The sequence below is a fragment of the Streptomyces sp. NPDC088766 genome, assembly GCF_044750845.1.
Lineage (GTDB): Bacteria > Actinomycetota > Actinomycetes > Streptomycetales > Streptomycetaceae > Streptomyces.
Genome location: NZ_JBIVKQ010000019.1, coordinates 39409 through 56707, shown reverse-complemented (window position 1 = coordinate 56707; position 17299 = coordinate 39409). Strand labels below are relative to the sequence as shown.

The 17299-nt window shown below is 71.6% G+C and carries 9 protein-coding genes and 1 tRNA gene; all 10 read right to left on the bottom strand.

Annotation, left to right across the window (positions count from 1 at the left end; translation table 11 throughout):
• Positions 1-1282: 1282 nt before the first annotated feature.
• The 10 genes from ACIP5W_RS24510 to ACIP5W_RS24465 all read right to left on the bottom strand — a co-directional run bounded on the left by ACIP5W_RS24510 (position 1283) and on the right by ACIP5W_RS24465 (position 17295).
• Positions 1283-1356 (bottom strand) — tRNA-Thr (locus tag ACIP5W_RS24510).
• A gap of 107 nt (positions 1357-1463) precedes the next feature.
• The gene (locus tag ACIP5W_RS24505; protein WP_401477381.1) at positions 1464-3035 is read right to left on the bottom strand and encodes an alpha/beta hydrolase; all 1572 of its coding nucleotides are present in this window, start codon (positions 3033-3035) and stop codon (positions 1464-1466) included.
• 160 nt (positions 3036-3195) lie between these two features.
• The gene (locus ACIP5W_RS24500) at positions 3196-4401 is read right to left on the bottom strand and encodes a DNA polymerase III subunit delta' (protein WP_401477378.1); all 1206 of its coding nucleotides are present in this window, start codon (positions 4399-4401) and stop codon (positions 3196-3198) included.
• Between the two features lie 192 nt (positions 4402-4593).
• Positions 4594-7797, bottom strand: coding sequence for a dTMP kinase (gene tmk / locus ACIP5W_RS24495; RefSeq protein ID WP_401477375.1), 3204 nt, complete (start codon positions 7795-7797; stop codon positions 4594-4596).
• A gap of 124 nt (positions 7798-7921) precedes the next feature.
• The gene (topA, locus tag ACIP5W_RS24490; RefSeq protein WP_401477372.1) at positions 7922-10816 is read right to left on the bottom strand and encodes a type I DNA topoisomerase; all 2895 of its coding nucleotides are present in this window, start codon (positions 10814-10816) and stop codon (positions 7922-7924) included.
• 279 nt (positions 10817-11095) lie between these two features.
• Complete coding sequence (locus ACIP5W_RS24485) at positions 11096-11293, bottom strand: hypothetical protein (protein ID WP_401477370.1); 198 nt, start codon at positions 11291-11293, stop codon at positions 11096-11098.
• Between the two features lie 463 nt (positions 11294-11756).
• Positions 11757-13283, bottom strand: a complete 1527-nt coding sequence (locus ACIP5W_RS24480; RefSeq protein WP_401477367.1) for a methyltransferase — start codon at positions 13281-13283, stop codon at positions 11757-11759.
• Between the two features lie 48 nt (positions 13284-13331).
• The gene (locus tag ACIP5W_RS24475; RefSeq protein ID WP_401477364.1) at positions 13332-13937 is read right to left on the bottom strand and encodes a small secreted protein; all 606 of its coding nucleotides are present in this window, start codon (positions 13935-13937) and stop codon (positions 13332-13334) included.
• A gap of 194 nt (positions 13938-14131) precedes the next feature.
• Positions 14132-16537 carry a sodium-translocating pyrophosphatase gene (locus ACIP5W_RS24470; protein WP_401477361.1) on the bottom strand — a complete coding sequence of 802 codons (2406 nt, stop codon included), beginning with the start codon at positions 16535-16537 and terminating at the stop codon, positions 14132-14134.
• A gap of 326 nt (positions 16538-16863) precedes the next feature.
• Positions 16864-17295, bottom strand: a complete 432-nt coding sequence (locus ACIP5W_RS24465) for an ATP-binding protein (protein WP_401477358.1) — start codon at positions 17293-17295, stop codon at positions 16864-16866.
• Positions 17296-17299 lie beyond the last annotated feature (4 nt).

The window sequence follows — 17299 nt, the reverse complement described above, 5'->3', positions numbered from 1 at the left end:
GCAGGCTCGGAGACATGGCGCAACACACCTCAGTCAGCGAGGTGCGATCCTCGGCGTCGGCGTCAGGGACAGGGACAGGGACAGCCAGACTGTGCCGACCATCTGGTTCGACACCCATGGATGACACGAGTTGAGAACCTGGCCCCGCTCATGGTGGTCCGCCCCTGCCCTTGCTACTGGCCCGCGCCCGCCTGCGCGTTCCTCAGGGTATGTGCGGCCTGACGAGCACGCGCTCGGCACAACGACCGAAGCCGAGCAGCAGGCCGGTGGTCGATCGGGGCTGATGCAGCGTTGGGTGACAGGAGTGCCCACGAGCTCGGCGATGCTTCGGGTAGTCCGGTTCATCGAGCCGCCGGCCCAGCAGGGCCTCGATCCTGCCCAGTCGCGTCAGCAGGTACAAACCCTGCTGTCGCCCCGCGTCCAGCGGCTCGGACGGGCTGGTCCACCACCGTCAGCACCGCGGCAGCGATGGCGATCAGCGCCTTGGCCTCGTCCCAGTTGCACGTGAACGTCTTCGTGACCTCGTCCTCATGGACCGATCCACTGGCCTGGTCCTCCACGGCTACACGGATCGCCGCCCACCGCTCGTCCTTGCCACGCTGACGGGGATCTTCGTGAAGAGGCCAGGTCCATCCGCTGTGAAGCCGGATGCACTCCAGGCCGGCGGGTTTCCGGAATCACGCCGTCGATGTGGTTCTCCAGGAGCCGACGCCGCGCGGCACGCAGACGCTGGGCCGGCTCGGCGCGGGGGTCGTCCTCAAGGGGGAATGGGACCTGCATCTCGAAGGCGACGGAGGGGCCGAGAGCGTTGACGTGATCGGTCCAGCGGCTCTTGGCGACGCCAAAGTGCAGCACTTCTGTCGTGCTCCCGGGGTGGCCGGAGGCATGGGGAAGCGTGCCGGTGACCTCCAGCTCCATCCGCAGGTCTCCACCGAGGCGAGACTCATTGATGGCGTGAGGCTGAGCCGAGGTGAGGAGGAATTTCAGGACGGTGCTCGCAACCCCGGTCTCAGGGCTGAACGGAAGCGTCTCCGTCGCCCGCCCGATGCGTCCGCCGGCACGACTGCCCGAGGCCGTAAAGGTCGGCCTGCAACGCCAAGAGCCTGCCGGCCTCCGTGTCGGTATCCGATGCCCTCGCGACCAGCACACCCACTGCACGCGTATCCACCGATTGTCCACCGGCGACCCTCAACAACGGTTCTCGTACTGAGCCGCCACTGCTCGCATGGCAAAGGAAAAGAAAAACCCCAGGTCACGGCGAGTGATTCCTGGGGTAATTCCGAGCCGCCTTCGGGATTCGAACCCGAGACCTACGCATTACGAGTGCGTTGCTCTGGCCATCTGAGCTAAGGCGGCGCGCTGTGCGCACCTATGGTGCGATCAGCAACGTCGGTAAGTCTACACAGTTTCCGGGAGTGCTCAGAACCACCCCGGGAGGCGGCCGCCCCGGGGTGGCCACAGGGCTACGAGCAGCGCTTTCCGTCCGCCGGCGGGGTGCCGCGGACGAGGTAGTCGTTGATCGCGGAGTCGATGCAGGTGCTGCCGCGGCCGTAGGCGGTGTGGCCGTCGCCGCGGTAGGTGAGCAGACGGGCCGAGGCGAGCTGGCGGGCCAGGGACCGGGCCCAGCGGTAGGGGGTCGCCGGGTCGCGGGTGGTGCCGACGACGACGATGGGGGCCGCGCCCTTCGCCTCGATGCGGTGCGGTTCTCCGGTGGGCGCGACCGGCCAGTAGGCGCAGTTCAGGGAAGCCCAGGCGAGGCCCTCACCGAAGACGGGGGACGCCTTCTCGAAGGCGGGCAGCGCCTTGCGCACCTCGTCGGGGCCGTTGAACGCGGCCGGCAGGTCCAGGCAGTTCACGGCCGAGTTGGCGAACATCAGGTTGGCGTAGCCGCCCTCGGCGTCCCGCTCGTAGTAGCTGTCGGAGAGGAGGAGCAGACCGGCGCCGTCGTTCTCGCGCATCGCCGAGGTCAGCGCCTCGCGCAGCTGCTCCCAGGCGCTCTCGTCGTACATCGCGGCGATCACGCCGGTGGTGGCGAGGGACTCGGTGAGCCTGCGCCCGTCCGCGTCGCCGGTGGGCAGCGGGCGGGCGTCGAGCCGGTCGAAGAACGCCTTGAGGTTCTTGCCGACCTCCCCGGCCTTGGTGCCGAGCGGGCAGTCCGGCTGCCGCACGCAGTCCTTCGCGAACGACCGGAAAGCCGTCTCGAACCCCGCCGTCTGGTCCAGGTTCATCCGCCGGGCGGACAGCGACGGGTCCATCGCGCCGTCCAGCACGAGCCGCCCCACCCGCTCCGGGAACAGCCCCGCGTAGGTCGCCCCGAGGAACGTCCCGTACGACGCGCCCACGTACGTCAGTCTCCGGTCCCCGAGGGCCGCGCGCAGGACGTCCATGTCGCGGGCCGCCTCGACGGTGGAGACGTGCCGCAGCAGCCTGGCCGACCGGGCACCGCAGCCCTCCGCGAACCTCTCGTAGGAGCCGACGAGTTCACCGGTCTCCCGCTGGTCGTCCGGGGTGACGTCGGTCTGTGTGTACGCGTCCATCTCGCGCCCGTCGAGGCACTTCACGGGCTCGCTGCGGGCCACGCCACGGGGGTCGACGGCGACCATGTCGTAGCGGGCGCGGACCTGGGCCGGGTAGCCGATGCCGGCGTACTGCTGGAGGTAGCCGACGGCCGAGCCGCCCGGCCCGCCCGGGTTCACCAGCAGCGAGCCGATCCGCTTGCCCGGGCCGGTCGCCTTCTTGCGGGCGACGGCGAGCCGGACGTCGCCCCCGCCGGGCCGGGCGTAGTCGAGCGGCACCTTCATCGTGGCGCACTGGAAGCCGGGCACGCCGCAGTCCCGCCAGCTCAGCTTCTGCCCGTAGTACGACGCCAGCGCGGACGGCGTGGCCTGCGGAAGCGCGGCCAGGGCCGCACGGGCGGCCGCCGGGCTGGCGGAACTCGTCGAGCTGCCGGAGGAGCAGGCCGACACGAGCAGGGCGGCGAAGGAGAGGAGCGTGACGCCGGTACGGAACCGGTGGGGGGAGCGCCTGGTGTGCATCCAGCGAGCGTAACCGTGTGCAACGGATCGAACGCCGTGCGTACGCCAACTGCCACGGACGAGTGACCCCGTCAATCCGCCCGCACCCACCGGTCCCCGGACCGGCCCTCGGACACCCACCGGTCGCCCCTCACCCGGCGCCGGTCGTTCCGCGCCGCCCTCAGCCCGCTCTCAGCGCCATCGTCATGGCCTCGACCGCCAGCAACGGAGGCACATTCCGGTCGAGAGCCTCTCCGCAGGCGGCGATCGCCTCGATACGGCGCAGGGTGGACTCGGGGGTACCGGCGCGGACCAGCCGCTCGAGGGCGTCCTCGGCGTCCACGTTGGCGAGGGCGATGCGGGAGCCGAGCTGGAGGGCGAGGACGTCGCGGTAGAAGGCGGTGAGGTCGGCGAGCGCGACGTCGAGGCTGTCGCGCTGCGTCCTGGTACGCCGCCGCTTCTGCATCTCCTCCAGGTCCTTCATCACGCCCGCCGTGCCGCGCGGCATCCGGCCGCCCTGCACGGCGCCCATCGCCGCCTTCAGCTCGTCGGTCTCCTTGCCGTCCCGCTCCTCGGCGAGCTGCTTGGCGTCCTCGGCGGCGGCGTCGACGAGTTCCTGCGCCGCCTTCAGACAGCCGCCGACGTCCTGGACGCGCAGCGGCAGCTTCAGCACGGCGGCGCGGCGCTCGCGGGCCGCCGGGTCGGTGGCGAGGCGGCGGGCCCGGTCGACGTGTCCCTGGGTGGCGCGGGCGGCGGCCGCGGCGACGGCCGGTTCGACGCCCTCGCGCCGTACGAGCATGTCGGCGACCGCGTCCACGGAGGGGGTGCGCAGATTCAGGTGCCGGCAGCGGGAGCGGATCGTCGGCAGGACGTCCTCGATGGACGGCGCGCACAGGAGCCAGACGGTGCGCGGGGCCGGTTCCTCGACGGCCTTGAGCACGGCGTTGGCCGACTTCTCGTTCAGCCGCTCGGCGTCCTCGACGAGGATGATCTGCCAGCGTCCGGTCGCCGGGGCGGTGTACGACTTGCGGACCGTGTCCCGCATGTCCTTGACGAGGATCTCCGCGCCCACGGCGGCGACCGTCGAGACGTCGGCGTGCGTGCCGACGAGGGCCGTGTGGCAGCCGTCGCAGAAGCCGCAGCCGGGGACACCGCCGAGCGCCCGGTCCGGGCTCACGCACTGGAGCGCGGCGGCGAACGCCCGGGCCGTCCGGATCCGGCCGGCGCCGGGCGGCCCCGTGAACAGCCAGGCGTGCGTCATGCTCGACGCCTCGGGCGGCGCGGTGCCGGCCGAGGACGCGGTGACGAGCGCGTCGGCGTCCCGGGCGGCGGCGGCGAGCTGCTCGCTCACCCTCTCCTGCCCGACGAGGTCGTCCCACACGGTCATGGCCCACGCCGCCCTTCCGTCACGTTCACGTCCCGCGGCGCCGGCCGGTCCGCGCCGCGGATCACCCTGCGCCTTGCCGGTTCCATTGTGCGGGCAGCCACTGACAAACCGGTCCGGCGCTCACGGGCGGCAGCGGCGCCGACCGCCCGAGGCGGGGCGACAGCACCGCCGCCCCCGCCCACGGCACGGACGTCAGCGCCGCCGGCCCCGCCCGCGGCCCTCGTCGGAGTCGTCGTCCCGGTGCGGGCCCAGCAGCTCGTCCGCCAGCGACGGCAGGTCGTCCAGCGGCGTCTCCTCGGCCCAGTCGGAGCGCGGCCGCTGACGGGGGGCGCCCGTCTCGTCGACCTGTGGCAGCTCCCGCGTACGGTCCTCGGTACCGTCCGGCCGCGCCGCGCGCTCGTCACGGAAGTACCCCGGCGGCACCCGGTCGTCGGGCTGCTCCGCGGAGACCGCGGGCAGTACGGCCGTCTCGTCCTCGCGGCTCCCGCCGCGCACCGGCGGCAGTACGGCCGTCTCGTCCGTGGCCCCTGCAGGCGCCGGCGGCTGCGGCAGCTCGGTCGTCACCTCGGCGTCCGACGCCCGCGCCCCGGACTTCCCGGCAGTCGGCGGCGCCGTGCCGGCCGCGCTCTCGACCGGGTCCTTGTCCATCCGCACCGGGGGCAGCACGGCGGTGTCCTCGACCGGCCCGCCCGACGCGTTCGTCGGGGTGACCACCGGAGTGGGCTCGGTCGCCGCGTCCGGGGCGACCGTGGCCGCCGCGGGCGGGGCGGGCCGGAGCCGGGCCTGGGCCGCGGCGGCGGCCTGCTCCGCCGCGCGCCGCGCCTCCTCGGCCCGCAGCAGCGCCTCCTCTGCCTTGCGCTGCTTCTCCAGGCGCTGCGCCTCGGCCTCGGCGCGCAGCCGGGCCTCTTCCTCGGCCTGCTTGCGGCGCCGCTCCTCCTCCGCCTTGCGGCGGGCCTCCTCCTCGGCGCGGGCCTTCTCCTCCGCGAGGAGCCGCACCCGCTCCTCCTCGGCGCGCCGGCGTGCGTCCTCGGCGCGCTGCCGGGCCTCCTCGGCCTGCCGCTCGGCCTCGCGCCGCTGCGCCTCCTCCAGCTCGCGCCGCTTGCGCTCCTCCTCCTCGGCTCGCAGTTTGGCGAGCTGCTCCTGGCGCTCCCGCTCCAGGCGCTCCTCCTCGGCCTTGCGGGCGGCCTCCTCCTCGGCCTTGCGGCGGGCCTCCTCCTCGGCCTTCCTCCGCGCCTCCTCCCGGGCCTTGATCTCGGCCTCGGAGAGCGGCAGCATCCGGTCGAGCCGGTGGCGTACGACGGTGGTCACGGCCTCGGGCTCCTGGCCGGCGTCGACGACCAGGTAGCGGCCCGGGTCGGCGGCGGCCAGCGTGAGGAAGCCGGAACGCACGCGCGCGTGGAACTCGGCCGGCTCCGACTCCAGGCGGTCCGGCGCCTCCGTGAAGCGCTCGCGGGCGGTCTCCGGGGAGACGTCCAGCAGGATCGTCAGATGCGGTACGAGGCCGTTCGTCGCCCAGCGCGAGATCCTCGCGATCTCCGTCGGGGACAGGTCACGGCCGGCGCCCTGGTAGGCCACGGAGGAGTCGATGTACCGGTCGGTGATGACGACCGCGCCGCGCTCCAGGGCGGGCCGGACGACGGTGTCGACGTGCTCCGCGCGGTCCGCCGCGTACAGCAGGGCCTCCGCCCGGTGCGACAGACCGGCGCTGGAGACGTCGAGCAGGATCGACCGCAGCCGCTTGCCCACGGGCGTGGCGCCCGGCTCGCGGGTGAGGACGACCTCGTGGCCCTTGGCCCTGATCCACTCGGCGAGGGCCTCGGCCTGGGTGGACTTGCCGGCGCCGTCGCCGCCCTCCAGGGCGATGAAGAAACCGTTCGTCGCGGCTGCCTGCACCGGGTCGTCGCCGCCGAGCAGCGCGTCCCGCAGGTCGTTGCGCAGGGGGACGCCGGAGCGGTCGTCGACCTTGGCGAGCACCAGCGCGGCCACCGGCAGCAGCAGCGCGCCGACCAGCATGAGCGTGAAGGCGGCTCCGCCGTGGGCGAAGACGAACTTGCCGTTCTCCAGCCGGTGCGGCCCGATCAGTGCCGCCACCAGCGGGGCGATCAGGGCGCCGAGCGCCACCAGCACCCGTACGACCGCGTGCAGGTGCTCCGTGACGCGCGTGCGGCGCTGGTCCTCGGTCTCCTGGTCGAGCAGCGCGTGCCCGGTGTTGGCGGCGACGCCCGCGCCGACACCTGCCAGGGTCGTGATCAGCAGCACGGTGGTGACGTCCGGGACCAGCCCGGCGGCGAGCAGGGCCACGCCGGTGAAGGCGATCGCCAGCGCGAGCAGCCGGCGCCGCGACAGCGTCACCAGCACCTTGGGTGCCGTACGGACGCCGACGGCGACGCCGCCGGTCAGCGCGAGCACGAGCAGGCCGTACAGCACCGGGCCGCCGCCCAGGTCCGTGGCGTGCAGCACCGCCACGGCGACGGCGGCGGCGATCGCCCCGGCCACGGCGGCGCAGGCCAGGACCAGCACCGGAATGGCGCCGGTGCGGCCCGCTTCGGCACCGGTGGCGGTGCGCGGGCGGCGCAGCCCCTCGAGCGGCGACCGTGCGCGCGGGGTGCGGGTGCCGGGCAGTTCCAGGAAGACCACGACGGACAGGGAGCCGGCGAACAGCCCGCCCGCGACGTACGAGGCGAGGGCCGCCTGGTGCTGGCCGAACCAGTCGATGCCGGCGCCCAGGAGGTTGTTGAACAGTGCGGCGGCGACCAGGGTGACGGCCGCCAGCGGGATCGCGAGGAAGGTGGTCCGCAGGGACAGCCGGCGCAGGGCGTCCAGGTGGTCGGGCAGCGGCCTTACCGTCGCGCCCTCCAGGGGCGGGGCGGGCAGCAGCGCGGGGGCGGCGCCCTCGCGGGCGACCGTCCAGAACCGCTCGGCGACACCGGTCACGAAGACGGTGACCAGCAGCAGCGCCAGAGCGTCGTCGGGCGTCCAGTCGATCCACAGGGGCGCGACGATCAGCAGGGCGGCCCGCACACCGTCCGCGCCGACCATGGTCCAGCGGCGGTCCAGCGGTCCGTCCGGCGAGGTGAGCGAGGTCAGCGGACCGAGGAGGACGGCGCCGAACAGCACGGTGGCGAGCACCCGGACCGCGAAGACGATCGCGACCGCGAACGCCACGCCCCGGTAGCCGCCGCCGAACGCGCCCTCGGTGATGGCCGCTTGAAGGGCGAGGAGGACGAGCACGAGGAGGGCGAGGGCGTCGCCGACACCGCTCACCAACTGTGCGCTCCACAACCGCCTGAGCTGCGGCTCACGCAACAGTGCGCGTACGGCGCGCTCTCGGGAGTCCGCCACCAGGGCGTCGTCCGGGGCCGGCGGGTGGGCCGTTGGCTGCTCGGCTCGCGTCATGCTTTCAGCCTATCGGCAGCGACTGACGGCCCGGAGAGCCCGTCCACACCTACGTCCGCCCCGACACCAAAGTGATGCCGGGGCGTGCGTTTTGTGGACGGCTTCCGGGGAACCGCGGCGCGGCTCAGTCCTCCGGAGCCGCCGTCGAGGACGCCTTGGACGCCGTCGCCTTCTTCGTCGCGGTCTTGGTCGCGGTCTTCTTCGCGGCCGTGGTCGTCTTCGCGGCGGTCTTCTTGGCGGCGGTCTTCTTGGCCGGCGCGGCCTTCTTCGCCGTCGCCTTCTTCGCGGGCGCCTTCTTCGCGGGCGCCTTCTTCGCCGTCTTCTTGGCGGGCCCCTTCGCCCGCTTCTCCGCGAGCAGCTCGTAGCCGCGCTCCGGGGTGATCTCCTCGACGCTGTCGCCGGAGCGCAGGGTCGCGTTGGTCTCCCCGTCGGTGACGTACGGCCCGAAGCGGCCGTCCTTGACGACGACCGGCCGCCGGCTGACCGGGTCCTCGCCCAGCTCCTTCAGCGGCGGCTTGGCCGCGGCCCGGCCGCGCTGCTTGGGCTGGGAGTAGATCTCCAGCGCCTCTTCGAGCGTGATCGTGAAGAGCTGGTCCTCGCTCTGGAGCGACCGCGAGTCCGTGCCCTTCTTGAGGTACGGGCCGTAGCGGCCGTTCTGCGCGGTGATCTCCACGCCCTCGGCGTCCGTGCCGACGACGCGCGGCAGCGACATCAGCCTGAGGGCGTCCTCCAGCGTGACGGTGTCCAGCGACATCGTCTTGAACAGCGAGGCCGTGCGCGGCTTGACCGCGTTCTTGCCGGTCTTCGGGGTGCCCTCGGGGAGCACCTCCGTGACGTACGGGCCGTAGCGGCCCGCCCGGGCGATGATCTGACGGCCCGTATCCGGGTCGGCGCCCAGTTCGAAGTCACCGCTCGGCTTGGCGAGCAGTTCCTCCGCGTACTCGACGCTCAGCTCGTCCGGGGCGAGGTCCTCGGGGACGTCGGCCCGCTGGTGGTTCTCGGAGTCCTTCTCACCGCGCTCGATGTAGGGGCCGTAGCGGCCGACCCGCAGCACGATGCCGCTGCCCACGGGGAACGACGACACCTCGCGCGCGTCGATCGCGCCCAGGTCGGTCACCAGTTCCTTGAGGCCGCCGAGGTGGTCCCCGTCGCCGTTGCCCGCCTCGGCCGCTCCGCCGGTGCTCGTGCCCTCGCCGAAGTAGAACCGCTTCAGCCACGGCACGGCCTGCGCCTCACCGCGGGCGATGCGGTCGAGGTCGTCCTCCATCCTGGCGGTGAAGTCGTAGTCGACGAGCCGCCCGAAGTGCTTCTCCAGGAGGTTGACCACGGCGAAGGAGAGGAACGACGGGACGAGCGCCGTGCCCTTCTTGAAGACGTAACCGCGGTCGAGGATCGTGCCAATGATCGACGCGTACGTCGACGGCCGCCCGATCTCGCGCTCTTCCAGTTCCTTGACCAGCGAGGCCTCGGTGTAGCGGGCCGGGGGCTTGGTGGCGTGCCCGTCGACCGTGATCTCCTCGGCGGTGAGCGCGTCGCCCTCGCCGACCTGGGGGAGACGGCGCTCGCGGTCGTCCAGCTCGGCGTTCGGGTCGTCGGCGCCTTCGACGTAGGCCTTCAGGAAGCCGTGGAAGGTGATCGTCTTGCCGGAGGCGCCGAACTCGGCGTCCCGGCCGTCGGCGGCGGTGCCACCGATCTTCACCGAGACGCTGTTGCCGGTCGCGTCCTTCATCTGGGAGGCGACCGTCCGCTTCCAGATCAGCTCGTACAGCTTGAACTGGTCGCCGGTCAGGCCGGTCTCGGCAGGCGTGCGGAAACGATCACCCGAGGGGCGGATCGCCTCGTGCGCCTCCTGCGCGTTCTTGACCTTCCCGGCGTACGTCCGCGGCTGCGCCGGCAGGTAGTCGGCGCCGTAGAGCTGGGTGACCTGGGCGCGGGCGGCGTTGACCGCCGTGTCCGACAGGGTCGTGGAGTCCGTACGCATGTAGGTGATGAAGCCGTTCTCGTACAGCTTCTGAGCCACCTGCATGGTCGCCTTCGCACCGAAGCCCAGCTTTCGCGAGGCCTCCTGCTGGAGCGTCGTCGTACGGAACGGAGCGTACGGCGAGCGCCGGTACGGCTTCGACTCGACGGACCGCACCGAGAACCGGGTGTTCTCCAGGGCGGCGGCCAGCGCGCGGGCGCCCGCCTCGTCGAGGTGGAGGGTGTTCGCGCCCTTGATCCGGCCCAGGGAGTCGAAGTCGCGGCCCTGCGCGACCCGCCTGCCGTCGACTGTCTGGAGGCGGGCCACCAGCGACGACGGGTCCGACGAGTCTCCCGCGCGGCCGGCTGGGGGTCCCCCCGCGCGAGCGAAGTCGAGCGTGGGGGAGAAGGTGCCCGTCAGGTCCCAGTACTCGGCGGAACGGAAGGCGATGCGCTCGCGTTCCCGCTCCACGACGAGCCGGGTGGCGACCGACTGGACACGGCCCGCCGACAGACGCGGCATGACCTTCTTCCACAGGACCGGCGAGACCTCGTAGCCGTAGAGACGGTCGAGGATGCGGCGGGTCTCCTGGGCGTCGACAAGCTTCTGGTTCAGCTCGCGCGGGTTGGCGACGGCGGCCTGGATCGCGGCCTTGGTGATCTCGTGGAAGACCATCCGCTTGACCGGGACCTTGGGCTTGAGCACCTCCTGGAGGTGCCAGGCGATCGCCTCGCCCTCACGGTCCTCATCGGTGGCGAGGAACAGCTCGTCGGAGTCCTTCAGCAGGTCCTTGAGCTTCTTGACCTGCGCCCTCTTGTCGGCATTGACCACGTAGACGGGCTGGAAGTCGTGATCGACGTCCACGCCGAGGCGGCGGACCTCACCGGTGTACTTCTCCGGCACCTCCGCGGCGCCGTTGGGGAGGTCGCGGATGTGCCCGACGCTCGCCTCGACAACGTATCCGGGGCCGAGATAGCCCTTGATCGTCTTCGCCTTGGCAGGCGACTCGACGATGACGAGTCGGCGGCCGCCCTTCGCGGTCTCGCTGGTCGGGGACAACTTCGCTCTTCTCTCCGGTCGACGCTGGGGCCTCCCCAGGCCTTGCTCCCGGGGTCGGGTCATGGTGACGCTGCGGAGTGTGACGGTACATCCCGCCCCCGTGTCAAACGGGAAAAGCCCGCAACGGCCACTCGAACGGTAACCCGACTACCGCCATTCCTGCCGCCCGGAGTGTCCACCGGCTCTTTTTCCGCGCACCGCGGCGACGTCTGTCGATTGTCCGCCGCCGATCCCTTGCACGGATCTCACCAGGGCATGGACAAGATCCCCGGAAGCGGTTCAGACGCGGGCGAGGCACCATGCGCCGACGGCGAGCGCGACGACCGCGGCGAGCGTCGCGACGGTCGCCGATGCGACAGGGCTCACACCCTGGGCGACGGGCTGCCGCTGCCGCACGCGCACCGCGGTCCACACGAGCAGACCGCCACCCAACAGCGCGAACACCATCCCGGTGAAGATCGCCGGTCCACTCTCCATGATCGCCCGCGCTCCTTCTCTCCCACCCGCGCGTGTCCCGTCGCCCGGAGACTGGCACGCACGGGCGGCGCCCGGACGAACCCGAGGTGAATGCCGGGCCCACGGACGGGGGCGACGGGTCACCGGCGGGGATACGGCGGCCGGGGCGACCGGCGGGTGCGCAGGGCGGGCGCGAGCGGCACATGCGACGGGCCTCACACCCGTCCCGGACGCGCGGCCCTCGCTGCCCGGACGGCTGGGCAACCGGAAGGCTGGGCAACCGGGCGGCGCCGCCCCTCGCGCCGGGTGAGCACCCGTGACACCTCGAACACGGTGCCGCGGATCCCGGTCTTCCCGGCGCCGCCGTTCTCCCCTGCCGTTCTCGTTCCACCGCTTTTCCGCAATCCGTGAGCGCGGTTCGGTCGCCTGTGATCGCGAAGTGCCGGTGAGAGAAAGATGTTGGCCTGTTTCGCTCCCAAGCGGCTCAGGCCGGCTCGAGGAACCCCTGTTCCACCAGCAATCTGATCTGCGCGGGCGTACGGTCGCGCAGCAGGACGGGATCCTCGCCGACGAGCTGCGCGATGGCGTCCAGGATCCGGCCCGCGCTCAGCGAGCCGTCGCACACGCCGGCGAACCCGGCGCCCACCGTGTCCACCTTGGTGGCGCGGCGCATGCCACGGTGCTGGCGCAGCACCACGTGCTCCGGGTCCTCGGCTCCGGGCAGCCCGACCTGCTCCTGCACGACCTCCGCGGCGAGCCGGAAGTTCCCCGCCAGCAGGGCCGCGTCGTCGTGCCCGCGCAGATAGTCGACCCGCTCGAAGTGGGCCCTGACCGTGTCACCGAGCGGCTGCTCGATGGAGTGCGGCCACTCCTCCACGGTGACGACGGGCTCGTCGGACGCCGTCCTGCGCAGGGTGATCCAGCCGAAGCCGACGGCCTTCACCTTGCGCGCCTCGAACTCCTCGAGCCACGCGTCGTACCGTGCGCGGTACTCCACCGGGTCGCCCTGGTGGTCCCCGGCGTCCCTGAGCCACAGCTCGGCGTACTGCGTGACGTCCTGCACCTCGCGCTGCACGATCCACGCGTCGCATCCGCGCGGCACCCACGACCTGAGTCTGTCCTGCCAGTCCTCCCCTTCGACGTGCTGCCAGTTGGCGAGGAACTGCGCGAACCCGCCCACGTTCAGCCGTTCCCCCGCTCCCTGAACGAGCGAGCGGCACAGATCGTCCCCGCCCATCCCGCCGTCGCGGTACGTCAGCCGGGCCCCCGGAGAGATGACGAACGGCGGGTTGGACACGATCAGGTCGAACGTCTCGCCGTCCCGGACCGGCTCGAACAGCGAGCCCTCGCGCAGATCGGCGGCGGGCGCGCCGGACAGGGCCAGGGTGAGCGCGGTGATGTGCAACGCGCGCGGGTTGAGGTCCGTCGCCGTCACGCGCGTGGCGTGCCGGGCGGCGTGCAGGGCCTGGATCCCGGAGCCGGTGCCCAGGTCCAGCGCGGCGGGGACCGGGGTGCGGACGGTGATCCCGGCGAGCGTCGTGGACGCCCCGCCGACGCCCAGGACGACACCCTCGGCACGGCTGCCGACGCCGCCGGCCCCGCCGACGGCGCAGCCGAGGTCGGACACGATGAACCAGTCCTCACCGTCCGGCCCGCCGTAGGGACGTACGTCCACGGTCGCGGCGACGTCGTCCGTGCCCGCGCGCGTCAGCCAGCCGGTCTCCACGCACGCGTGCACGGGCAGCACGTCCTCCACTCGCGCGTACGGCACCGGCTGCTGGAGCAGGAAGAGACGGACGAGTGTCTCCAGTGGCGTGTCGCCGCGGGTCGCGCGCAGCGCGGGCACGGTCTCGCTGCGCGCGAGGGCCGCGTACGCGGGGGCGCCGAGCAGGTCGAGGAGACCGTCGGCGGTGAAGGAGGCCGCGAGCAGGGCCTCGCGCAGCCGGGCGGCGACGTCGGGGTGGCCGGCGGAGGGCAGGGGGGACAGGGTGGCGTTACTCACGCCCCCCATTGTGTCCCGCGGGCGAACCGCACGCCCCGCCCCGGCCGGCCCCCGCCGTCAGCTGGTCGTGGCCCGGGCCGACGACGAGGCCGCCACCTTCTTGCAGCTGTCCTGCTGGGCCATGGCGGACTTGACGTCGCCCTCCTCGAGGTTCTTCAGCGCGGTGTTGCCGCTCTTGCTGAGCTTGCCGAGTTCGGTGGCGATGTCCTGGAGTCCGTCGGCGAACTTCCCCTGGTCCTTCGTGTCGAGCGCGTCGACCTGCTTCTTCAGACCGGCGTAGGAGGTGGACAGGCCGTTCAGGGCGGTCACGGCGTCCTGCTTCTTCTTCTCGCCGCCCTCGACACCGGGTGGCGTCCCCGCCTTCTGGATGGCCTGCGCGAGCGCCTTGTAGGCATCGGACATGTCCTGGAAGGCCTGGGAGTCGGTCTTCTGGACATTCACCGGGGCGTTGTTGTCGGTGGCGGCGCTCTTGATCGCGGCGTTGGCCGCGTCGACCTTCGCGTCCTGTGCGGGCAGCGCGTCGCAGACCTGCTTGGCCCAGGCGTCGAGTTCCTTGTTGCCGTCGTCGCTGCTGCTGCTGCATCCCGACAACGCCAGTACGAGTACCGCACCGCCGGACAGTGCGGCCGCGAGCTTCTTGTTCACCGGATCGGTCCCTTCCATGGCTCTCGGCCCCGGAACATACACGCCGACCGGGCGACAACCCCAGGACGAATGTCCGCTATGAAAATAAATGAAGCCATTTATACCAAGAGAGAGAAGGCTCACGACCCCGCACCGCACGCAGCGGGGCGGGCGGACGACGCGTCACCACGTGCCGTCCACCCGCCCTTTGAGCCGGGGGCCGCTCCCGGCCCCTACGAAACCACCGCCGGATCCGTGGACTTGGCCGGCTCGTCGGCGTTGTCCTCGTCACCCATCGCGATGCCGCGCCGCTTGGAGACGTAGACCGCGCCGACGATCACCACGAGCGCGAGGACAGCGATCGCGACCCGCACGCCGAGGTTCTCGTCGCCGCCGTAGCTGAACTTGATCACCGCGGGCGCGATGAGCAGCGCCACCAGGTTCATGACCTTCAGCAGCGGGTTGATCGCGGGTCCCGCGGTGTCCTTGAAGGGGTCGCCTACGGTGTCGCCGATCACGGTCGCCGCATGGGCCTCGCTGCCCTTGCCGCCGTGGTGGCCGTCCTCGACGAGCTTCTTGGCGTTGTCCCAGGCACCGCCGGAGTTGGCGAGGAACACCGCCATCAGCGTGCCCGCGCCGATCGCGCCCGCGAGGAACGCGCCGAGGGCGCCGACGCCGAGCGTGAACCCGACGAATATCGGCGCCAGCACCGCGAGCAGTCCGGGCGTGGCGAGTTCCCGCAGGGCGTCCCTGGTGCAGATGTCGACGACCTTGCCGTACTCCGGCTTCTCGCTGTAGTCCATGATCCCGGGCTTCTCGCGGAACTGCCGCCGCACCTCGTAGACCACGGAACCCGCCGAACGCGACACCGCGTTGATCGCCAGCCCCGAGAAGAGGAAGACGACCGCCGCGCCCGCGATCAGGCCGACCAGGTTGTTGGGCTGCGAGATGTCCATCATGAGGGTCATCGGCGCGCCGTCCCCGGAGAGCTTCTCGCCGACGTCCCGCGCGCCGGTGGTGATGGCGTCGCGGTACGACCCGAAGAGCGCCGACGCGGCCAGTACGGCCGTGGCGATGGCGATGCCCTTGGTGATGGCCTTGGTGGTGTTGCCGACGGCGTCGAGGTTGGTGAGCACCTGCGCTCCCGCCCCCTGCACGTCGCCGGACATCTCGGCGATGCCCTGCGCGTTGTCGGAGACCGGTCCGAAGGTGTCCATCGCGACGATCACACCGACCGTGGTGAGCAGGCCGGTGCCGGCCAGCGCCACCGCGAACAGCGCCAGCATGATCGACGTGCCGCCGAGCAGGAACGCCCCGTACACGCCCAGGCCGATCAGCAGGGCGGTGTACACGGCCGATTCGAGGCCGACGGAGATTCCGGCGAGGACGACGGTGGCCGGACCGGTCAGCGAGCTCTTGCCGATGTCGCGCACCGGGCGGCGCGTGGTCTCGGTGAAGTAACCGGTCAGCTGCTGGATGACGGCGGCCAGGAGGATGCCGATCGCCACGGCGACGACGGCCAGGACGCGCGGGTCGCCGTCCTTGCCCAGGATCGCCGCGTCGGTGACGCCGTCCAGGTCGGCGTACGTGCCGGGAAGGTAGACGAACACGGCCACGGCGACCAGCACGAGCGAGATCACCGCGGAGATGAAGAAACCCCGGTTGATCGCGGACATGCCACTGCGGTCGGAGCGGCGCGGCGCGACCGCGAAGATGCCGATCATGGCCGTGATCACACCGATCGCGGGCACGAGCAGCGGGAAGGCGAGGCCGGCGTCACCGAAGGCCACCTTGCCGAGGATCAGCGCGGCGACCAGTGTCACGGCGTACGACTCGAACAGGTCGGCCGCCATGCCCGCGCAGTCGCCGACGTTGTCGCCCACGTTGTCGGCGATGGTCGCGGCGTTGCGCGGATCGTCCTCCGGGATGCCCTTCTCGACCTTGCCGACCAGGTCGGCACCGACGTCGGCGGCCTTGGTGAAGATGCCGCCGCCGACCCTCATGAACATCGCGATGAGCGCCGCGCCGAGACCGAAGCCCTCCAGCACCTTCGGCGCGTCGGCCGCGTACACCAGCACCACGCACGAGGCGCCGAGCAGACCGAGCCCGACTGTGAACATGCCGACCACGCCGCCCGTGCGAAAAGCGATCTTCATCGCTTTGTGCGAAACGGCGGTGAGGTCCTTTTCCGGTTCCCCTTCCGCCGGAGTCGCTTCCCGGGCCGCGGCGGCGACACGCACATTGCTGCGCACGGCGAGCCACATGCCGATATAGCCGGTGCCCGCCGAGAACGCCGCGCCAACCAGGAAGAAGATCGATCGTCCGGCACGTTGATTCCAGTCGTCCGCGGGCAGCAGCATGAGCAGGAAGAACACCACGACGGCGAATACGCCGAGTGTGCGCAACTGCCGGGTCAGGTAGGCGTTGGCGCCCTCCTGGATCGCCGCCGCGATCTTCTTCATGCTCTCGGTGCCCTCGCCCGCCGCGAGCACCTGGCGCAGCAGTACGCCCGCGACCACGAGCGCGGCCAGTGCGACGACCCCGATGACCGCCACGAGGAGCCGGTTGCCGTCGGTCAGCACTGCGGCCGCGAAGGTTGTGGAGTGGTCCAGCCGATGAGAGGTAGAAAGCCCCGCCATTCGTCCTCCTTGACGCTTGGGCTGAGCTCAAGATGTGGACGGATTCTAGGTACCGGAACCTGATCAAAACAGTGTGCGGTAAACGGAATTCTCCTTCGCACGAAAATCCGTCACGGTAATGCCCTCAAGGCATTGTCACTCGTGAATGGATTCACGAAACTCCGGCAAGATTCACTTGTCCGCCCGGCAAGATTCACTTTTTCAAGATTCACTTGCTGGCACCACTGTAAGCGCGCCGTCGCACCTGCGCACATGCCGAAGGGCCCCACCTCGTGGGGCCCTTCGGGTACGTGTGCGTCCGGCCGGGCCGGACGGGGAGCGCCGGGTCAGCCGAGCGCCGCGGCCGACGGTGTGGTCGGCCACGTCATACGGATCAGCCCGCCGTGTTCGCCGGCGGTGACCTCCACGTCGTCGACGAGGCCGCTGATGACCGCGAGGCCCATCTCGTCCTCCTCGGCGTCCGCGTCGATGTCACCGGAGCCCGGCACCCGGTCGCCGGGGGCGGTCCGCGGAGCCTCGTCGCCCACCTCGATGGAGAACTGCTTCTCCTCCTCGATGAGCGACACCTTCACCGGAGCGGTGATGCCACCGCTCTGATGGAGTCCGACGGCACGGGAGCAGGCTTCACCGACGGCGAGCCTGACCTCGTCGAGAACGGCCTCGTCCACTCCGGACCTGCGCGCCACCGCTGCCGCCACCAGTCGGGCGGTCCTGACGTGCTCGGGCAGCGCGCTGAAGCGGAGCTCAACGGTGGCCATGCAT

Bases quoted from the DNA above. Each gene is read 5' to 3' on its own strand.
- ACIP5W_RS24470 (WP_401477361.1), bottom strand. From the start codon at position 16,537: ATGGCGGGGCTTTCTACCTCTCATCGGCTGGACCACTCCACAACCTTC.
- ACIP5W_RS24465 (WP_401477358.1), bottom strand. From the start codon at position 17,295: ATGGCCACCGTTGAGCTCCGCTTCAGCGCGCTGCCCGAGCACGTCAGG.
- ACIP5W_RS24480 (WP_401477367.1), bottom strand. From the start codon at position 13,283: ATGGGGGGCGTGAGTAACGCCACCCTGTCCCCCCTGCCCTCCGCCGGC.
- ACIP5W_RS24485 (WP_401477370.1), bottom strand. From the start codon at position 11,293: ATGGAGAGTGGACCGGCGATCTTCACCGGGATGGTGTTCGCGCTGTTG.
- tmk (WP_401477375.1), bottom strand. From the start codon at position 7,797: ATGACGCGAGCCGAGCAGCCAACGGCCCACCCGCCGGCCCCGGACGAC.
- ACIP5W_RS24500 (WP_401477378.1), bottom strand. From the start codon at position 4,401: ATGACCGTGTGGGACGACCTCGTCGGGCAGGAGAGGGTGAGCGAGCAG.
- ACIP5W_RS24475 (WP_401477364.1), bottom strand. From the start codon at position 13,937: ATGGAAGGGACCGATCCGGTGAACAAGAAGCTCGCGGCCGCACTGTCC.
- ACIP5W_RS24505 (WP_401477381.1), bottom strand. From the start codon at position 3,035: ATGCACACCAGGCGCTCCCCCCACCGGTTCCGTACCGGCGTCACGCTC.